The organism is Paenibacillus sp. FA6 (genome assembly GCF_051550225.1).
Classification (GTDB): domain Bacteria; phylum Bacillota; class Bacilli; order Paenibacillales; family Paenibacillaceae; genus Paenibacillus_AQ.
Genome location: NZ_CP188820.1, coordinates 2,224,587 through 2,244,282 on the forward strand (window position 1 = coordinate 2,224,587; position 19,696 = coordinate 2,244,282).

Sequence of the window (19,696 nt, forward strand, 5' to 3'; positions counted from 1 at the left end):
CTCTGATTGTATGGTTGCCGGTAACCCCTATGACATCTGCTTGCAGTTCCACAGCATCGCACGTGATGCGAGATCTAGGTCTCAACCAGCCAAAACATGGTTTCTACAAGTAGGGGGTGAACAGTTTTAGCGACGGGATGTGTTCCCAGGGACACGAACGTTCAACCCCGGCTACTATTTTATTACACCACTTAACAAAAAGAGGTCAACCAGTAAAAACTGGCTAACCTCATAATACGACGGGACACGATAGCGGAGGAGCTTCCTATTTGGTAGCTCCTCTTTTCAATTGAACAAACGGGCAGGTTAGTTTAATGATCAAAAATAATAAGCAGGAGATAATATCGTAACTCCGAATTGTTAAAGTATAAAAATATTAGGAGTTTAGAAAAGGGGTATCTACGTAATTTCATTGCGTAAAACGATCTTATTACGGTAATTACGAATTGAATTTCGTAGAATACAAGTTAATATGACATATCCGAAAACCAAATTCCACATTTTACTATACTGTGACTTATCTTTGTTATCATGAACTGTGACAAGATGTTAATCGTTTGGAAGGAGTTAGTAATTCTTGATAGAATAAATATGAAGATGATCAGGTAATAAATTTGTACACATAAGGAGATAAAACTATGGCAAAAAGCAAATTACTAAGAATGGACAATGTTGGCATCGTTGTAGAATCCCTTGATGACGCAATCTCTTTCTTCGAGGAGATTGGCTTGAAGCTCGAAGGGCGAGCTACTGTCGAAGGTGAATGGGCTGATCGCGTAACCGGGCTGGGTTCACAGTGTGTAGAGATTGCTATGATGGTTACCCCAGATGGCCACAGCCGACTTGAACTTTCGCGATTTCTCACCCCACCTACAATATCAGATCACCGAACTGCTCCTGTAAATTCCCTCGGTTATCTACGCGTCATGTTCACCGTTGAAGACATTGACGAAATGGTATCTAGACTCACTAAGTATGGTGCTCAGCTCGTTGGCGAAGTGGTTCAGTACGAGGACTCGTATCGGCTCTGCTACATTCGTGGAAATGAAGGACTTCTAATCGGTTTGGCGGAACAACTCGGTAATAAATAAGTGAAGTTTAAAAGAAGACATAAGTGAAATATACATTACTAGAGTAAAAATAGAAACAGAAAAGCAGTGTGAAAGTATCTCGAAGAAGTCGGGTGCATCATATAAGCACCGCATTCACGCTCCGGGTCTTCTGGGCGACCCTCGGTCCCAGAAACTTTTCGAGAAATGGAACTCGGACCCTGGCTGGTGGAGTTAAACTCGATTGCAACGATGATTAAGCTAACGGTGAACGATAGTTCAAAAGAGTGACAGCTTAAGACATTGTTTTCTTCGAAGACAATATTACCAATTCATAATGTAATTATAAATCAAGAGAAAAAAAGGGATAGAGTCATCAGATAACATCTGATTCTCTATCCTTTTTTATAATAGATAAAATGTGTATCATTATATCCAGTACCTAGTTATTATTGATTATTATGCTTCACGTTCAAATACTGTACCCCCTTAGGACAGCCCCAATATCGCGTTCATATCCTCTTCGGCTGTAGTAATCAACTTCAATCCAAAAGTCTCTACCAGAACATCCAGCACGCCGGGCGAGATGAACTCAGGTGGCTTCGGTCCAATGCGGATGTCCTGAATACCGAGGCTGAACAAGCCTAGCAAGATTGCAACTGCTTTTTGCTCGAACCAAGACAACACGATGCTGATGGGCAGTTCGTTCACGGTACATTCAAAAGCATCAGCCAAGGCCAGAGCAATTTTTACAGTAGAACCGGAATTGTTGCATTGTCCAAGGTCAATATAACGCGGAATGCCCGTATCTCCCACCGTGCCATAATCTACGTCATTAAAGCGGAATTTCCCACAAGAAGTGGTTAAAATGACAGTATCGTTCGGCAAGGATGTCGCTAACTCACGGTAATAATTGCCGCCTGGGCCCGGTGCGTCACACCCTGCAATGACGAAAAAGCGACGGATATGCCCGGCTTTGACGGCCTGAATGATCTCAGGAGCGAGTCCGATCACGGTCTCATGGTGGTACCCAGTCGTGAGTACCTCCCCTGACTCTACATCTGCCGCAGGTAGCGATAAAGCACGATCAATTAGTGGAGAGAAATCGTCATCCATAATCTTCGCGACACCTTCTAGCCCCGCTACTTCATAAGAGAAAAAGCGATCTGCATACGTTCCTTTAATCGGCATTACACAGTTCGTCGTTGCAAGAATCGCACCGGGAAACCGCTCGAACAGTCTGCGCTGATCATACCATGCTTTGCCGATGTTGCCTTTCAAATGCTCATACTTCTTCAACGCCGGATAACCGTGGGCAGGTAGCATTTCCGAGTGGGTATAGACGTTGATGCCCTTTCCCTCTGTCTGCCGTAGCAATTCCTCCAACGCATACAAATTATGTCCTGTCACCACAATACATTGACCTTCAATTTTGTTCTGACTGACTGTAATCGGCTGCGGAATACCAAAACGATTTGTATGCGCACGATCTAGCACATCCATGATCCGAACCGCTGCATCTCCGACCTTCATGGCCATCTCCAGATGCTCTTGCGTATTAAAGTTGGAATTGGTCAAGGTCATGTACAAGGCTTCGTGGGTGATCCGATCCACTTCCGGATCGCTATATCCTAACTGCCTAGCATGTGTAGCATAGGCTGCAATCCCTTTTAACGCAAAAATCATCGTATCCTGCAAGCTCGCTATCGTTTCATTCTTGCCACACACGCCAACTATGGTACACCCACCATTCGGTGTCTGTTCACACTGGTAACAAAACATATCCATATCCTCCATATAACAGGTATTTTTGTTGTTATTCACAGCGTAACAGAGGTACAAATATAAGATTGTGTTTACAATCACAAACTATGAATTGTCATTTAACCATTGCGCCCCCTGATCTAAGCTTGAAAGATTGGTATGGTTAATACATCTACAACAACACTAACGATGGAATCAACGAATATCCACATCGCGATTGGTCACATTTGCAATGTTGCGATCCGTTTCACTTCCTCCTTGGATTGCATCAATCGCATTTGCCTGTTGTTTCAATTGCTCTTCAATCTGTCCAGTCCCGTTATACCATCCATAATCCGAGATATTCTTTGACGGAAACGATAGGTTTGTAACATCTATTAATGACATGAGATGATCCTCGTGTATTTTCATTTACAATCCTAAACAATCGAGGTTAACAACGATCATGTCCCATCGTTATGACTACACTTCCCTTTTTGTGTCCTTTTTCGACATACTTGTGAGCCTCGGCAATTTGTTCTAACAAATAGCATCTATCAATGACTGATGTTATTTCCCCTGTCTCCATAAGCTCTTTAAGGAAAATGATATCTTCAATACGTACCTTTGCAATTCCTTGCCCATCAACTGTCACGTAGGATCCGTTCGGAGTTAGTGCTTTCTTGCAATTTGATTTCGAGTTTTTCCCAACAGCATCAAAGATGATATCATAATTTTCTCCTTTATTTGTAAAATCCTCTTTCGTATAATCAATTACCTTGTCGGCCCCCAGAGATTTCACCAATTCTAAATTTGTGGTACTGCATACCCCGGTAACTTCTGCCTCAAAGTACTTGGCAAGCTGTATAGCGAAAGTCCCTACCGTTCCTGAAGCTCCATAGATAAGAATTTTTTGTCGCTTCTGGATATTTCCTTTTCTAAGAAAATACAATGCAGTAGTTGCCCCGTAAAGAATGGAAGCGGCTGCCTCATAGGATACATTGGCCGGTTTGATTGCCATCAATCCATCTTCAGGTAGACATGTATACTCGGCATGAGCACCAAAATTCATCCCGGTTAATGAAATAATCTGGTCCCCTTTCTTGAATCGTTTCACTTCTTTACCAATGGCTTCAACTTCTCCTGCTAACTCCACTCCAAGAATAGGTTTTCTAGGTTTTCGAAGGCCTAAAACTAATCGCATAGGTATCCATAATAAGATAGGACTATTGAAACTTCGAACTCTTAAATCCCCCGCTGATACGGTCGTGGCATGGACCTTTACCAGCAATTCATTGGCCTTGGGAGTAGGTTTTTCAATCTCTTTGAGTTGAAGAACATCCGCTGATCCGTATTTTGTACATACCATCGCTTTCATAAGTTGCCTCCTAAACTCCAATTTACAATTAGTTTACCTTTATCATGTCATTGAAATATAGATACTAAAGTATTGTTGTTTTAGAAATGATTATGCTTTTTATGAGGAAAGAGGGTTTACAACAGGGCTAACTTTCGGGCACTTGCTACAGCTTCAGTGCGTCGTCCGACCTGCAGTTTATCAAAGATCATTCGGTTGTGCCCTTTAACCGTACTGAGTGCTAGGAAATGCCGCTCGCTCAGTGGCTCAATAAGGGGAGTAGCTAAGCGCTGATCAGATTTGGATTCACTTTTCCGCGCCTCAGTTTCAATTACAGCTAGCAATTTACTTAGATAATCCTGCCTAGTTCCATGATTAACTGCTTCGATCAATAACCTATACATTGGAATCCCCTCATCTACGAAGATCCGGATGAAGCCTCCAGACTCGATCATCGCCAGCGTTTCAACTAGGATTTGAACAGTCTTGAACTTTTCACTATGCATATGCATTGCAACCGCTTGTAGAACCATGACCTTGAGCCGATCGACCTTCTCATATGGTATGACAATCATGTCCTCCATCGCATCATGCGTATTCCCCATATAGGTGAGAGCAAGCTTATAGAAGGCATCTTTCTCAGCCATTATTAATTGAAGTAATGCTTCTTTATTTCACCTTTTTTCTTTTTTTACCAATCGAACTACATTCATCCCTTTACCTCTCTCCCCTATAAGAGTAATGTTCATAGTAAAAGGTTCATTTTCCCTAAAATAATTATATTTTAAAATGGAAAAAAGGCGTAATTCTTATGAATTACACCTTCATTAGATCGTAATACGCTCTAACCAGTTTGGTGGTTCTGTATTTATTTTTGAGATTAGTAATACAGAAAGACTAATTTTTTCTACTTTTAATTATAAAATTGCGTACATTCATCCATTTACCTGAAACAAATTCATCAATCGTTCCTGTTTTCGGTCTAACACAAAATCGATGTTCTGTTCCTCTATCAAATCCCACCGCTTCAAAAATTAAGCTATCACCTATTTGTTCCTTATAAAACACCTGCTTTAATCCCAATCTATTCATCATTTCAAGTTTCACATTCTCAATATACGTACGTGAATAAGTTCTAGACATATGTGTTCCTCCTAGTAGTGTTAGTAAAATTATAGAATTATTAAACTAGAAGTCAAGAAAAGATTAAACATCTTTCATTTCAAGGGATTACATCCATTCCGTTAATAGCCCCTTTACCCTCTAGATGTGGCAACAATGTCTGGAGAGCGTTCCTTTCTTGTCTTTTCCAGTTAATAATCAAAGATGAACCATGGGAGATAAGCCTGTTGGGTAGATGCAATCATAGAGTGCATCATTAGCCTTTCCACTTAGTACGATTTGCTTCCCACATTGGAAAGGTTGTAATGCAGCCAGTAGAAACATTGCATGGCCTACCGGATACTGTTCAACAACTCCGGCAAAAACTTGAAATTGACGATCAGCGATGGCTTGTAACTTTTCATCTTGTGTAATTCCTGCTATTTTATGAGTTGTAATGCTCCAACTCAATTGCCAGACGGCAAGGCCACATCATAAATTTCCTTATTTCAGGTCGGCATCTCTTCACCATGCTTACTACTGAAGAAGAATCCTCCTTGTTCTTCATCCCAGATATCTTGCACCAAGATATCCTTTAATTGTAGTGACCGCTGCAAGTACTTTGCATCTCCTGTCGCTTCATACAGCTCAATCAATCCCCACATCAGGTATGCATAATCTTCAATGTCCATTCCATGCCGTTAGCACTTTGTCATCCTTCAGTGGATGTACACGTTGCTCCCGATAATCAAATAAAGATCGTCTGATTTCTTCAAGACGCATCTTCAGGCCTAGAGGGTTTAAATTTCGTTCTTTTACATACGTATCCAAGGTACCTTGTATGAGGTTAGGAATGCTTATTCGGGATGTAATGCTAAACTCATAATCAGGTGGAATTACCTAATAATTAAAAAGAGGATAAAGGTTGATCTTCTGGTATATCTCGCTATCCTTTGAATTTATTCTGACTTTACCCCAGCCTTGTAATATCCCGTTAGACACTACCCTTACCCAATATCATGATCTTCTTTAATAAGGTCCGGGTCTGTCAAATGAGAATAGAGTAAAGCTGGTCGTAATTTACCATTCATTTTCCGTCTAGTTAGTAAACAAGTTTATCAAATAGAATGTTCATAAATGCGCTTATTTCGTTGTTTTTATTTGCTTCTCTAAGTTGCAGTAAATTAATAATATCCACGTCTTCAAGAACAACAATCCACCCTCTTCCATTTTTGGACAATTCGATACATCTATTCCAAAGCGCTTCTTTATTGTTCACATGTCGACATATTAAGATTCCGAACTCTCCGATACGTTTATTAAATCTACCGGCCAACTGATCTATATCTATATTTGATGGATCCTTGTTATAATTTTTAAATTCAACTATAATCTTTGGACAATATATATCATAGACTTCTCGCAGCTCCTGGAAAAAACCAGGTCCTCCGACATTTTCAAAAACCATATCCACTCGCTTCTGTCCATCATTTATATTGGTTTGATTCTTTCCATTACGCAGAAATCCATCAAAAATCACAGTAATTGAATCGGAAATACATTCTTCATACTCATAAGCTTGCTGTTTACCTGGGTTAATATTCTGCAATCTCTGTATATATGTATCTGCTTTTATCGATACCGTTTTAGAAGTTTCCATCCCATTCATCATCCTCATAAACTCCGAAAGATTTAGTTCATCGATTGGGGATTTCCGTTCAATATAAAACTCAAACAAACCTAATACTTGATTGGCTTTCGGTTCAATTTCCATTGAATCCATTAGTGCAATACAATATCTGAGAAGCGACATTCTACGTTGGGAACCTTCTTTAATCGTTATCGCTTCCTTAGCAAGAGCCAAAATCGAATTCCAAATTTCCTCTTGAAGTTGTAAGGAAAAGTCAGATATTTTCCTCACATCGGGTGGATCTAATAAGTATTCCAAGGTATAATCTCTATTGTATTGAGCTGAAAAACAGGTTAACAAACGAATTAAATCATGACACTGAATTACCGGATCAATAGCTCCCCCAGCTTTGAGATTGCTAACTTGTTTATTAAGATTAATTCTCTCGCCAACACTCTCACATACATAAGAAAACCCGGTACCATCTAATGTGGAATATACTGAGTAATACTCAATTTCTCCTGTTTCAAACCAGATGATCCGATGTCCCTTGGAACGATAAATATATTTATATTTTCCGAATGCCGACCCATGAATACCGTCATCTATAATAAAGCCTTGCTTATCAAACAGGGTTACATACTCCCGCTTACTTTCATTCGATTTCTTATTATTTGCTATAAAATCATTTATACCTTCAACTAACTTCACTTCTAATGCTGGTTCATTGATGGAGGGCACATAAATATTTTCAGCGACTTCACCAAAATTGATCTTGTTCTTGTATGATAATAAAGATTCATGAAGCCCTCTTAATTCCTGAATACTTACGATACTATTTCCAGTATTTTTGTGCCAACTGTTCTCCAACATCGCAGTAATAATACCATTTGTAATTTTGTCAGGTTGTAATATTTGTTCTGCCATTAAGACACCTCTACTTGTTGTTTTTCATTCAATTTGATCATTCAAAGATCTATGATACTCACTTCAAAACTTCAAATGTTTATTTTCAGTAGTTTTATTAACTATACCAATAATGACCGATGCATGCACGGATATTATTGGTTAATCCTGACAAATGGATATTACACAGAACAAGGCCTCCAGCCCATCCAGAAGAACGAGTTGGGTAACCGAGTCGAGTTCAATCGCTGAAGCATGCATAACCAGTGGTGGTACTATCTGTTCCTAAGTTCCGCTTAAGAACTTTATTCTATTTTGTAAATAATCCGATATGGAATGACATCAATATTTTCCTTTAAATCATGATTAATATTTTCAACGAGTAATAGGAAATTACCACTTTCAAATTAATTAATATCAAATGATTGGGTTGTAAATTGTCGTTTAACAATTCGACGTTGTAATTGTCAGCCCCCCCATGAGCATTTAAAATACTCCTATCTGTGAAAATTTACACAAAAAATCCGAATAAATTATATTATTTTTGTCTTTAAATCCATTACCTTTAAATATTTGTTTTACTTCAGTCTTTTCATTTAATAATGGATCGGCTCTTGATATTTTCAGAACAATCTGCAAGTCATTTATCATTGCAACCATATTATCTCTAAAGTTTCCAGTCAAACTAAGCATGGGTTTCATTGAGATGTATTTTTTTATCAATTATTCGAATATAGCCCTAAATGAAATTACAAATAAAGTGGCTACTCGAATTAAAGAAATCTACCTCTTCAACAAGACCAATTATCTTTCTCTTCTTGACAGTAATAGTCAGACTTTCTTTTAGCTCACCACTGAAATAATCTATAACATGCTTACCATGTACGTTATTACTTAAAAAGATATTATTATTAATTAAAGCACTTCCTTTTGAATGTATTACTATATCACTTAAATATCTTACGTCGATGAATGTCGGATCTAAGAGATATAACGATTAGCCAGCACGAATATTTGTTTCTTCAACTTTTAATATACTGCTTCTTTGTGCAAGGAAAATTTTTATACGTAGCCTCATTATTCGCAAATCCCCCCCTCTTCATTTCTTTAAAATAAATTCACTAGTACTATAGTAGTTTAATAACTAAGAATATTGGTCTATTCGTCTATATAGGCCTCTCAACTTCATAGTGATATATTTCTACAAAACACTCATATCTTCCTGCGAAAATTGACAAGTTCGGTCTAATAACCTGGTAGATGATATCCTTCAAATAATACACTTTTAGAGTATATCTTCTGTTTATTTCCATTAAAATCAGATAATAAATTTATTGCGTTTCTCCTAATCAATGAATTTCATAGCAATAAGGCAACCCTTTAGAATATTCCTTAACTCTAAGATCTCATCAATCATTAGTCTCCGCTCATTTTCCGTTTCCACTTCAATCTAATCTATAGGAGCTTCATACACCTCTTCCTTCATTTCACCTTGATGACAATCTGTATTGGTTTTATTCCTCCAACGAGTTTCTATCCACCACAGGTTTTACCACCTACTCGTCAGTAGATTCCTTCTCTCCACTAAATACTTCGATCATCATTAAAGCCCCCGTTCGATAGCCGTTGGCGAACGCTGCTGCAGCGTGCATGGAATTCAACTCGCCTACGCAGTCTAACAACTTTTCAAGTTGTTCAAAATCATGTTTCGATAAATTCTTATTGTATTCTGTCATGGAGTCACTGATTTTCTGAATAATCTGTCGGGATCTGTGATCGGTAGACTTTATAGATTCATCTGGGCGCCAGTTCCCGTAATATATTTCCTCCAAGATACTTTTCATAAGATCTCCCATTTCACGTATGAATAGCGATTTTTTTCAAAAGTATTCCTAAACTCATACCTAGTTTACTCCATATAATAGCGCATATTGATATTTATGCGATTTTCGCATAGGACTTTTATACTCAGAAGATATCAATATATAAGAGCGCTTATCGCAAATCCCTTTTAATCTTATTTATAAACAATGAAAGCCAAAATACTCAAACCCATTTTGTTAAAGGGCTCGGATATATTGGCTTTTTGAATTTCACAATTCTCATATTATAATGACCATACATTATTAGTGTTCATTGGCTGCTGGATTAAAATCGGAACTAGCTTCCGGGAGTTCAACTCTTATCTCTAGGAATCCGTCTTCTATGTAGCCACTTGTGCTTCCGCCTAACTGCTCGACTAAAGCCTGACAATGTCCAAACTCAGATCTGTTGTTCTGCTCTTTGCTTTATTGGCAGTATAGAAACGCTCAAAAATCCGGTTAATATTGCGAAATTACAGCTGGAGAAAGGTGATATACTGGCCGAGCACAATAACCAAAAAAGCCCACATGCTAACTGCAATGATCAACGCGCTCACCAGCCCTTCATCTACTTAATCTCAGATCTTCTAAATACACTGTACGCGGAAGCAAGCACTACACACATAAATATCAAACTAACCGAGATTGCCTGAAAAATATCTCCCGTACCCGTATCTAATGTCACAAGAGTGTAGTTCGCTCCATAGGGGGTACCGGAGATTAGACGATCTAACACCCGAAAGTGATCTCCAAATCCCTTTTTGGTTTTCGGTTTTGATTCGTTCACTTCCACACTTTGCAAATTATCGAATTATACAACCGAAAAACCGCCTAAATTAATTATTATTCACACTACTGCAAAGCCAATATTTCCGTAATTTCAGCAACAAGGTGTTCATTAACTTTACATATCAAGAACTTCCCTTTTTTCTCTGTGGTCACGAGTTCTGCATTGACCAATTCTTTGATATGATGCGAAACGGTTGGTGCACCAATATTCAGGCAGGACACGATATCAGCCACACAAAGTCCACCACCCGCTTCAAAGCTGGCCTCATGGGACTCCGCGATTTTCAAATATAATTCTAACCGATTCTCATTCGAAAGAGCTTTGAAGATTTTTGCCATTTTTTTGATATCCACTATTGAGCAACCCCAATCAAACAATATCATTATTCGATAATTATCAAATAATTTTAGCTTACTGAGGAGTTCATGTCAATTGGAAAAAGCCACTGCAATCAGATCTGCAAATACGAGGCATAACTTGCAAGCTTATCCCAGTTAGGTGTCGAAATATTCGCACGCTGTTTCAACTCATTAAACGCATGGTGCAGCGCCGACATCTCTTCAGCGGACACCGCCTTATCACTGAGTAGAATTCTACCAGGAGGGGTTGCCAATATAACTTTCAGCCCTATGTAGAGCAGCTTCCGCTTATCCCGGGCCAATTGGGATTGACTTGCAGGCGTAACCGTATATCCAAGTGATTCTAATACCCGATGTCCTTCATCTATAGCATCAATGACTTGATTCAGCAGCTTCTTGTTACCTGCGGCTTGGCGCAGATTGCCGCCACTGGCAGGAGTGATGAGATTCAAAGGCAAAATCATAATCATATGACTTTTCAGCCACTCATCCATATCCTTATAATAAGTCAGTTTATATTTGGTCTTAACAAAAGCTTGGTCGATCACCGATCGCCAGGATAGCTCTTCGCCCAGACCACCGACTGCCATTTGCACCTTTGGAGCACGCACACTGATTATCCGGCCATTCTCCCTCCATCCAGCGCTGTTCTGAAAAGCGAACGCTACCTTTTTCTCCACAGGACTGTTACCCTCCAAATAACTTAACATCTCAGCGGGACTCGCATTATTTCCCGCAATAACCACATGTCTGCTGTGATTCGCCGCAAGAGCAGGTAGTACTGCTTGGAAATCCGGATATTTCATCACTACAAAAATAAGGTCAAAGATGTCCTCCGGCTGCAACTCACTGATCACATTCACCTTATCAACCGTAGTACGAAGCTGAAAATAATGACGAATCACAAGTCCGTCATTCTGCAATTCATCCACCCGCCGTCCTCTTGCCAGCATAGTCACGTCATTGCCGCCCTGCACCAACACATGGGCAAGATAACTTCCCAAGACCCCGGCACCATAAACCAATACTCTCATTCGATTGCCTCCTGTTTTCACTTTTTTGAATGTTGCTGTTTCCGCGATCTCCTCGTTAACCAACTATCAAAACCTAATTCATTGTTAATATCACGTTTCGATAACCTTCGAATTGTATTTTATATTATAAGGTCTTTATTGTCAATTTATTATTGTAAACTTTAAAATACACAACAAAAAAACTCCTATCAGCATTACTCCGGAGGAGTTTCTATATCTTTGATTCACGTGAACATCCCATCAAACCTGTTTTTCCCTCGCTGCAATAATATACTATAAGCATTTAAGATATTAGGTGGATATTCATGTGACTGCTTTTACAGGAGGTCATTATGAATTTAACATCCTTTTTCATCTATTGCGTTGTTGTTACATTTACACCCGGGCCTACCAATATTGTTATTTTATCTTCCATGCATCATTTTGGTGCAAAAAAGGCAATGGAGTATGTATGCGGATCCACGATAACGAATACGTCTTCAATGAGTGTGACGCAGTTCAAGGAAAATAACCCAAAGCATTTCTTAGGCGTTATTCTGACTAGAACGATGGAAGTGCTCGAAGATACGACCTCCAAAGAAATGATTTGGCGTGAGGGTGATACAATGTATTATCCGCTAGGTGTGATAGATCCTGATTACCCCGTGTTGAAATTTACCAGCCAATTGGGCAGATATTATCATAACTTCAAATCGATTAGTTTCGATATTCAGATAAACGAATCTGGTATATATCCTTATTGGAAGGTAAAAAGACACTAACGAGGGGTTCCAGAACATCCAGCACACCGGACGAAATGAACTTAGGCGGCTTCGGTCGATGCGGATGTCCTGAATGCCGAGGCTGAACAAGCCCAACAGGATGGCGACCGCTTTTTGCTCAAACCATGACAGTACGATGCTGACGGGCAGTTCGTTCACGGTACATTCAAAAGTATCAGCCAAGACCAGAGCAATTTTTACAGTAGAACCGGAATTATTGCATTGTCCAAGGTCAATATAACGCGGAATGTCCGTGTCTCCCACGGTGCCATAATCTACATCGTTAAAGCGAAATTCCCCACAAGAAGTGGTTAAAATGACTGTATCGTTCGGCAAGGATGTCGCTAACTCACTGTAATAATTGCCACCTGAGCCCGGTGCGTCGCAGCCTGCAATGACGAAAAAGCGGTGAATATGCCCGTACTTCTTGAGCGCCGGATAACCGTGAGCAGGTAGCATTTGCGAGTAGGTATAGATATTAATGACCCTTCCCTCTGTCTGCCGTAGCAGTTCCTCCTGCGTATTAAAGTTGGAATTGGTCCTGTCAATTGAAAGATTATGATGTAATCCCAAACAATAGCTAAAAATATTTCTTTTCATTAAAGATAGCCGTCTATACCATAGTTGTGTGGCCTTAATACTTATGTAAAGAGAACATAGGATCGAAAATATCTAAGTAATAACAGAGGGAGATATATATGAAAATCCTGCTTGCTACGTTTTGGATTATTCCACATGTAGGTGGAGTATGGAATTATATGGGGCAACTCAAAAAAAAACTTGAGTCTCTAGGTCACGAAGTGGATTTACTTGGTTACGGTGAGGGTAATAATTATGTTTACATTGTAAATGAACATCGTAAGGTAGAAAGAGGTCAACTGCTTCCTCTAGTAAACGAAAAACTAAACGAACAACCCTTTCCGGCGAATTATGCAGATCCAGTGGTGAAATATTGTGAAATTGAAAGTCGTATTTATGAGTTAGCTGCTTCCTATTTAGGCTTGGAAAAGTATGATGTGATCCATACACAAGATGTCATTTCAACTGCATGCCTGAATCGAATTAAACCTAAAGGACCCGCATTAGTAGCTACCCTTCATGGGTGTGTAGCTCATGAGATGCGGCTTCAATTAAATACGTCCCCTACTTCTTATATGTCACAGGCATATTTTGATAAACTTGAATATGTCGGAGCTACATCCGCTAATTTTACGATCGTAGCAAATGAATGGTTAAAAAATATTTTAACGAATGAGTTTCATGTTCCTGCTGAACAGCTCAAAGTATTACACTATGGATACGACACGAAGACTTTCCTGAAACGAATGAACGAGAAATCCTCTATTCAACTTCAACGTCCAGTTGACCGTCCAGTCGATAAGAAAGTCATCCTTTATACAGGGAGACTTGTTGAGCTTAAAGGTGTTCACCATCTAATATCCGCTCTCATCCAATTAAAAGAAATTCGCAATGACTGGGTGTGTTGGATTGTTGGAGAGGGCGAAAAGCAAGCAGAGTTACAAGTCCAAAGTAAGGAATTAGGGTTAGGAGACGACATTTTCTTCTTTGGAAAACGGGATGATATACCTCAAATGTTGTCTAATTCGGATATTTTTGTCCTTCCGAGCCTCCTCGAAAACCAACCTTTATCTGTAATAGAAGCACAAATTACTGGAAAGCCTGTGATTGTTAGTGATGCAGGGGGATTGCCTGAGATGGTGGAGCATGGAGTTACAGGGTTAATATCACCAGCGGGAGATATAAAAAAATTATGTAACAATTTAGATATATTGCTAGAAAATAAAACATACAGAAAAGAGCTGGGTTCCAATGCTAAAAACTGGGGTATGACTCATTGGTCTCTAGATTCAGGAGTTAAAAAAGTGGTGAATGTTTACAAAAACGCTATTTCTAAAAAAAGAATGGTCGAGGAGAATGTCTTAACTGATTACATTCAGTAAATATTTCTTTTTTTTTGCACACACGGTTTTCTAAGATTATTAGAACCCTTTTTCACATGGATCGGTGAGATAATTCAAGCAACCTAGAGAGAATCGAAAATCGGACCTGTCGCAAAATGTGACTTGAAGCATATCGCTGCCTAAAGTTCTAAATCTGAATTACTCATGTTTTAGAAATAATATAGTGTTAGACATTATAAATATAGGTTAGGCTGACCATTAAACGAGCATGTTAACGCAAGAAAATTATTTGTTATCTATTTTTGACTTTATGTTTCTTCCGATTTTTTTTAATCTTTAATTATTTTGTCCAATCAAAGGATGATTGAGTGCATAGTATATGGAATGTTGCCAGTTGACATAACACATTTAATAGGAGGTAATACAAATGCCAATTGCTTTACAAGCCTTTACAACCCCTGCTAATACTCAGGTAATAACAGATACTGCAGCAGCACCGGGTACTCTTCCTACACCTGCAGTTTTAACAACTCCATCAACACCATTGATTGATGGAAATGACGCTTATATATGGTCACCCAATAATGCATCTGGACAAATAGTTACATTTCGAAGTATTTTTAACGTCCCACTTCCAGTTGTCTCATTAATTTTGCCAATTTCTGTTAATTATGCATTTGCAGGTAATCAGACTGTCACTGTAACTGCTACTCTAGAAGCCCTAAATGTATTAGGGATTGTTGTACTGACTGTTCCATTATTTGCTGATTCAAATGGTGGAAATCCCCAAAATGTTGAAATTGCTTCAGGAGACGCCTTAATTGCGGTTGCTCTATTAGCAACCACTGCACGTATCACAGTAGATGCAATAGCAATAGCGCCTGTAACATTGCCATATACACCACCAAACACAGGGCGATACCTTGGTGAAATTACAGTACAAACAATTATCTAATCTCGATTATGTTAACTTTTTAAATTGTTTGTTCTGAATAGGATAAGATCTGGGATAGCAATTGATACATGATCGTGCCCATAAAAAATGGACTTCCCTTATGATGCCAGAATACAAAGAAATGTTACAACAAGGGGTTTCTGAACAAGTTGATATAAAGCAGCCAGTTTTAGAAGATGATCGTCTTGAAGAGTTGAATACAATTCTCATGTGTTCCTGGAACGATCATAGACCAATACAAGTAGATTACTACAACAACAAGCGATTTAATAACATTTGTGGCACTGTTAAACAACAAATATAGCCTGTGGCCAGATATGCGCCACAGGCTATGTTTATAATAGTTAAAAATACTCAATTTAGCCTTTATTCTACAACATTAATCTACCATTTTGGAATATAATTAAATACCATCTCTATAAATAGAGCCTGTTCAAAAAGCTCATATAGATTAATCCAAAAAAAAGGTGATTAAGATCCTTTTTTTTTCTAATCCAATAAATCAATTAATCTTACTTCTGACTTTCATATATACTGGCTCATGAACAGACTCATATCCAGAGTTCTTTGTACCTCTGCATAGCTTCCAATGAATCATCAAGTCAACATTAATCCTTTAATATATTGGCATCCGCTTACCTATGAAATATAAGGAATACCATTAATGCGTATTTCAATAGAAGCTTCATGCTGCAACCAGTCTTGCATACTTCTCAGATCAAACAACTGGTCAATATGATAAACACCATGTTTGAACACTTCGCGGTAAAGGGCATCCGCTACAGCTACAGCGACTTTGGCTGTCATCTTCGATTGATCTTTTCCTTGTAGCAAGCACTCGACAATTGCCTCCTTTCCTCCCTTTCCTCCCTTTCTTCCCCGTGCCTCGACTTTTACGGCAAACTTGTCTACACCGAAATGAAGCTTACCAAAGCCTTGGACAATAACATTGCGGATCCAATTTACCTTTAAACAGCGGAATGCTCCTGTTACCCGCATCCCCCCCATGAATCCGGTCGCTATTGCCGAGTCAAAGCAGAGGCGCGTGGAAACAGATGGCACATTAAGTGTCCGGGCAATCGTTTGTTGATCCGAAAAAGGAAACCGGTATGCCTTTTTACGCCCCAAATCTGCACCGAAGTCGACATTCCTACCGTCTGTAAAACTGTCAACGGTCACCATGCGGTTGTTCTCAGTGACTTGGAAACTAGAGCTTAGATTATCGACGGTCCATTCAATAGCTGCTTTTCCGTGTTGATCCCCCAAACCAAGCATAATAGATAGTTCAATGGCATTAACTTGATCCAACAGCGTACGCGCTTGGAGTGCCAGCAAATTTGTCAATCCCGGAGCAAGCCCGACGCTCAGAACGGCTGTTGCGAAGTTCACCTCAGCTTCTGTCCGCCATTGTTCCACTTGATCCAGAAATAGACCGTTCGCTGAGATATCCACATAATGCGTCCCGCTCTGAAGGCAACTCCGGACGAAAGCGGTGTCTGACTGATCCAGACACATGATGACGAGCTTCACTTGATTCAGAAAGCCTGTATCGAATCCTTGCTGGATATCCAATTGCAATGGTTTGACTTTGCCATTAATCTCTCGGCTAAACTGCTCTGCATGTTTTAGATTTCTGCCCGCTGCATACACGTATCCAGCATATTTATCGCCCAATTCCTTACATATTTTTTTTCCCACATGGCCATATCCGCCTACTACAATTATTTTATTTTTCATCCATTTAAGCCTCCTTCTCACATTGTTCGGTTGGAAAAAACAAAATTCATCGATTTATTCATATTCGCTAACTTTTCACGGCAAAATAGGCATCAATTAAATAGGCACCGAAATATCTCGTTGCTTGGGTGAATCCCACTTCGGCCAACAGTTCCATTACAGTCTCAGCCGGAATTGGATCAGATTCGTTATCGATGGAAGCCGCAAAACGCTCCCATTCCTGAAGTGAGATACCTTTCTCCATCATATGGATTTTCCACGCTTCCATTTGGACCGCAAAAGCGGATGTGCTCGGTTCCCCGTTTATCGAAGCCAGAAATAGGGGCGATCCAGGTTTTAGGCGCTGGGCTATTTGATGGAGTAAACCCCTTTTTTGCCGCAGCCCTTTTACAAAATGAAGCACTAGCAAACAGGTTGCACCATCAAACAAATGGTCTAGTGGAAGCTGTTCAATCGTTCCATTGATGAACGACACTTGTTGACTGAGCGCTTCTTTCTCTACCCGCAGCTCAGCGATTTCCAGCATACGTGCAGAAGGATCGATGCCTGTGAATATCCATCCTTCGTGTCTGCTGCCTAATGTCATTATCTCTTGTCCTCCGCCTGCCCCGATAACGAGTAACTCAGCAGGATGATGAGTACTTTGCAGCTGTGCAGTCATCAGACGATCCGTCATATCGTACAGATTATGATAGCCAGGTATTTTTAAAGAAATGGTTTCTTCGTACCGGTATACATCCGGGTGATCCCAGCTCATGGGGTGATTTATGTCATTCATTCTCCTGGCTCCTCATCTTTATGGAATACTTAAGCATCTGTCATTTGCTGCAGCCTGATCGTGCGTTACAATCAGCAGCACGGTTGGTTTCTTCTTACGCCATAAAAGAAGTAACAGAGTTTGCATGTCCCGCCTGCCTCTTCCAAAAAGTCGAGCGATCTTGTAAACTGTATTAAGAATCATTCTCAATTATAAAGATTAGGTACGTAATGACCATCCCACAAATATGGGATTCTTAGCGATAATACATAGATGAAACACTAGGAGACCGACTGAATATGAACACACATATGAATGTCATCAAACAAAAAATGGTGACAGTCGAGCAGGATGTTATCACATCATGGGATTACAGATCCGTATTAATTGAAAATCTGCGCAAGGCTGTGCCGTTTGATGGTGCATGCTGTACTGCTGTGGATCCGCAGACACTGCTCTCAACAGGTGCTATCACGGAAGAAGGCATAGAGGCGATACATCACAGCTTGTTCGAATATGAATACCTGCATGAGGATTTCAATCATTACGAACAATTGGTAAAAGCAGTCGATTCGGTAGCTACATTAAGTGGAGCGACAGAAGGCCATTTGGAGCGAAGCCCTCGCTATCGGAATGTGCTGCAACCAGCTGGATTTAAAGATGAAATGCGGGCTGCTTTAATGTACCAGGGGGCGTGTTGGGGATATTTGACGTTATTCCGCTACTATGACGGTCCTTTATTCAATGAGGATGAGCGCAAATTTATTTCGTCCCTTGTCCCATCGATAGCCTTTAATTTACGTAAAAGGAGCTTGGCATTACCTATTGAGAAGTCATTATTTAGGGAGGTAGAGTCTGGAATATTGGTTCTCTCCGACCAGTTTATTACGCTTTCTTCCAATGCAGCCGCGAATTACTGGGTAAACTTGCTACAGAAATGGGAGTGCATTGAGAGCCATACTCTACCAAGACCGATTCGAGCCGTATGCTCCCGTGCATTGTCGAATACAGATGCAGCGAAGGAGCCAGCCTTCATGGCCAAGGTATGTATTCGTATTCCAGATGGTCCTTTTCTGACGATTCAAGCCAGCCAGCTTAAGGGTGCATCCGCTAATGTGCAGTTAGCCGTCTGGTTCGAGCCGTCCAAACCGTCTGATACGTTGCCTCTCATCTCAGAAGCCTATGGGCTGTCAGAACGCGAAAAGCAAATTCTCGCCGGAATCGTAGGGGGATTTTCTACTCGAGAGCTCGCTCTTTCGCTCCATATTACTGCCTATACCGTTCAGGACCATCTAAAATCAATTTTTTCTAAAACAGGAGTAACGAGTCGAAGAGAGCTCATTTGGCATTTATTCTCTCGATTCAACAAGACGCCTATTTTTTAATAGAGTGCGGAAATGGAACAATGGTAGCCATCTCTGATCGGCTCACGGTATGTATCGGTGGGAGTGACCGTCCGGGGATCTGATCCTTATCGGTAAAGATTCGTGGTACGATTCACCGTGCTATCTATTTTAAAAACATTTTATCTGCTCATTGTTCAGCATCGCACTGGCAATCGTCAGAAAGTCCTCCCTGCCAATCTCAAAATGACCGTAGCGAGCTGTAGGCATCATTTATCATCGCCCTTACTCATCTTTTTATCTAAGTATACAAAAACGCTACTGACACCATCATGTCAGTAGCGTTTCAACGTTTTTTCCAGTTCGTTTCTAACCCGATGCAGCAATTCC

The 19,696-nt window shown here is 40.0% G+C and carries 20 protein-coding genes and 2 pseudogenes; 6 read left to right on the forward strand and 16 right to left on the reverse strand.

The genetic code is table 11. The features are described 5' to 3' along the window. Positions 1-638: 638 nt before the first annotated feature. Positions 639-1,091, forward strand: a complete 453-nt coding sequence (locus ACP8HI_RS10355) for a VOC family protein (protein WP_438351004.1) — start codon at positions 639-641, stop codon at positions 1,089-1,091. Between the two features lie 447 nt (positions 1,092-1,538). Here ACP8HI_RS10355 and hcp read toward each other — a convergent pair whose 3' ends face one another. The 13 genes from hcp to ACP8HI_RS10420 all read right to left on the reverse strand — a co-directional run bounded on the left by hcp (position 1,539) and on the right by ACP8HI_RS10420 (position 11,831). Beyond that, positions 1,539-2,831, reverse strand: coding sequence for a hydroxylamine reductase (gene hcp, locus ACP8HI_RS10360; RefSeq protein ID WP_438351005.1), 1,293 nt, complete (start codon positions 2,829-2,831; stop codon positions 1,539-1,541). 177 nt (positions 2,832-3,008) lie between these two features. Further along, positions 3,009-3,200 (reverse strand): hypothetical protein, encoded by a 192-nt coding sequence (locus ACP8HI_RS10365; protein WP_438351006.1) that lies wholly within the window; start codon positions 3,198-3,200, stop codon positions 3,009-3,011. Positions 3,201-3,246: 46 nt separating this feature from the next. After that, a complete protein-coding gene (locus ACP8HI_RS10370) occupies positions 3,247-4,170 on the reverse strand; it encodes an NAD(P)-dependent alcohol dehydrogenase (protein WP_438351007.1) in 924 nt (307 codons plus the stop codon). 116 nt (positions 4,171-4,286) lie between these two features. Further along, a complete protein-coding gene (locus ACP8HI_RS10375; RefSeq protein WP_438351008.1) occupies positions 4,287-4,796 on the reverse strand; it encodes a hypothetical protein in 510 nt (169 codons plus the stop codon). Positions 4,797-5,046: 250 nt separating this feature from the next. Then, on the reverse strand, positions 5,047-5,292 hold the full coding sequence (locus ACP8HI_RS10380; protein ID WP_438351009.1) for a hypothetical protein: 246 nt from the start codon (positions 5,290-5,292) through the stop codon (positions 5,047-5,049). Between the two features lie 177 nt (positions 5,293-5,469). Next, positions 5,470-5,721 carry a hypothetical protein gene (locus ACP8HI_RS10385; RefSeq protein WP_438351010.1) on the reverse strand — a complete coding sequence of 84 codons (252 nt, stop codon included), beginning with the start codon at positions 5,719-5,721 and terminating at the stop codon, positions 5,470-5,472. A gap of 38 nt (positions 5,722-5,759) precedes the next feature. Continuing rightward, positions 5,760-5,942: a hypothetical protein gene (locus tag ACP8HI_RS10390; RefSeq protein ID WP_438351011.1), complete on the reverse strand. Its 183-nt coding sequence runs from the start codon at positions 5,940-5,942 to the stop codon at positions 5,760-5,762. A 410-nt stretch (positions 5,943-6,352) separates the two neighbouring features. Beyond that, positions 6,353-7,807 carry a hypothetical protein gene (locus ACP8HI_RS10395; protein ID WP_438351012.1) on the reverse strand — a complete coding sequence of 485 codons (1,455 nt, stop codon included), beginning with the start codon at positions 7,805-7,807 and terminating at the stop codon, positions 6,353-6,355. A gap of 465 nt (positions 7,808-8,272) precedes the next feature. Continuing rightward, positions 8,273-8,488, reverse strand: coding sequence for a hypothetical protein (locus ACP8HI_RS10400; RefSeq protein ID WP_438351013.1), 216 nt, complete (start codon positions 8,486-8,488; stop codon positions 8,273-8,275). A gap of 854 nt (positions 8,489-9,342) precedes the next feature. Further along, complete coding sequence (locus tag ACP8HI_RS10405; protein WP_438351014.1) at positions 9,343-9,630, reverse strand: DUF6809 family protein; 288 nt, start codon at positions 9,628-9,630, stop codon at positions 9,343-9,345. Positions 9,631-10,216: 586 nt separating this feature from the next. Continuing rightward, positions 10,217-10,435: a hypothetical protein gene (locus ACP8HI_RS10410; RefSeq protein WP_438351015.1), complete on the reverse strand. Its 219-nt coding sequence runs from the start codon at positions 10,433-10,435 to the stop codon at positions 10,217-10,219. Between the two features lie 65 nt (positions 10,436-10,500). Further along, entirely contained in the window at positions 10,501-10,776 is a 276-nt protein-coding gene (locus tag ACP8HI_RS10415) for an ArsR/SmtB family transcription factor (protein ID WP_438351016.1), read from the reverse strand. A gap of 113 nt (positions 10,777-10,889) precedes the next feature. After that, a complete protein-coding gene (locus tag ACP8HI_RS10420) occupies positions 10,890-11,831 on the reverse strand; it encodes a ketopantoate reductase family protein (protein WP_438351017.1) in 942 nt (313 codons plus the stop codon). A 332-nt stretch (positions 11,832-12,163) separates the two neighbouring features. Here ACP8HI_RS10420 and ACP8HI_RS10425 point away from each other — a divergent pair. Further along, positions 12,164-12,298 (forward strand): annotated as a pseudogene (locus tag ACP8HI_RS10425) (LysE family translocator); the annotation flags it as partial. A gap of 229 nt (positions 12,299-12,527) precedes the next feature. Here the strand turns inward: ACP8HI_RS10425 and ACP8HI_RS10430 are convergent. After that, positions 12,528-13,132, reverse strand: a pseudogene (locus ACP8HI_RS10430) (hypothetical protein); the annotation flags it as partial. A gap of 158 nt (positions 13,133-13,290) precedes the next feature. Between ACP8HI_RS10430 and ACP8HI_RS10435 the strand changes: the two are divergent. From ACP8HI_RS10435 to ACP8HI_RS10445, 3 genes are all read left to right on the forward strand, one after another. Continuing rightward, entirely contained in the window at positions 13,291-14,553 is a 1,263-nt protein-coding gene (locus tag ACP8HI_RS10435; protein WP_438351018.1) for a glycosyltransferase family 4 protein, read from the forward strand. 388 nt (positions 14,554-14,941) lie between these two features. Then, positions 14,942-15,469: a hypothetical protein gene (locus tag ACP8HI_RS10440; protein ID WP_438351019.1), complete on the forward strand. Its 528-nt coding sequence runs from the start codon at positions 14,942-14,944 to the stop codon at positions 15,467-15,469. A gap of 100 nt (positions 15,470-15,569) precedes the next feature. Continuing rightward, positions 15,570-15,773, forward strand: coding sequence for a YolD-like family protein (locus ACP8HI_RS10445; RefSeq protein ID WP_438351020.1), 204 nt, complete (start codon positions 15,570-15,572; stop codon positions 15,771-15,773). 335 nt (positions 15,774-16,108) lie between these two features. On the opposite strand, the gene ACP8HI_RS10450 is transcribed toward ACP8HI_RS10445, so the two are convergent. After that, a complete protein-coding gene (locus tag ACP8HI_RS10450; protein ID WP_438351021.1) occupies positions 16,109-17,206 on the reverse strand; it encodes a saccharopine dehydrogenase family protein in 1,098 nt (365 codons plus the stop codon). A gap of 67 nt (positions 17,207-17,273) precedes the next feature. Then, positions 17,274-17,984 carry a class I SAM-dependent methyltransferase gene (locus tag ACP8HI_RS10455; protein ID WP_438351022.1) on the reverse strand — a complete coding sequence of 237 codons (711 nt, stop codon included), beginning with the start codon at positions 17,982-17,984 and terminating at the stop codon, positions 17,274-17,276. A gap of 278 nt (positions 17,985-18,262) precedes the next feature. Here ACP8HI_RS10455 and ACP8HI_RS10460 point away from each other — a divergent pair, with 278 nt between their 5' ends. Then, on the forward strand, positions 18,263-19,348 hold the full coding sequence (locus ACP8HI_RS10460; RefSeq protein WP_438351023.1) for a helix-turn-helix transcriptional regulator: 1,086 nt from the start codon (positions 18,263-18,265) through the stop codon (positions 19,346-19,348). The last annotated feature ends 348 nt before the right edge of the window (positions 19,349-19,696 follow it).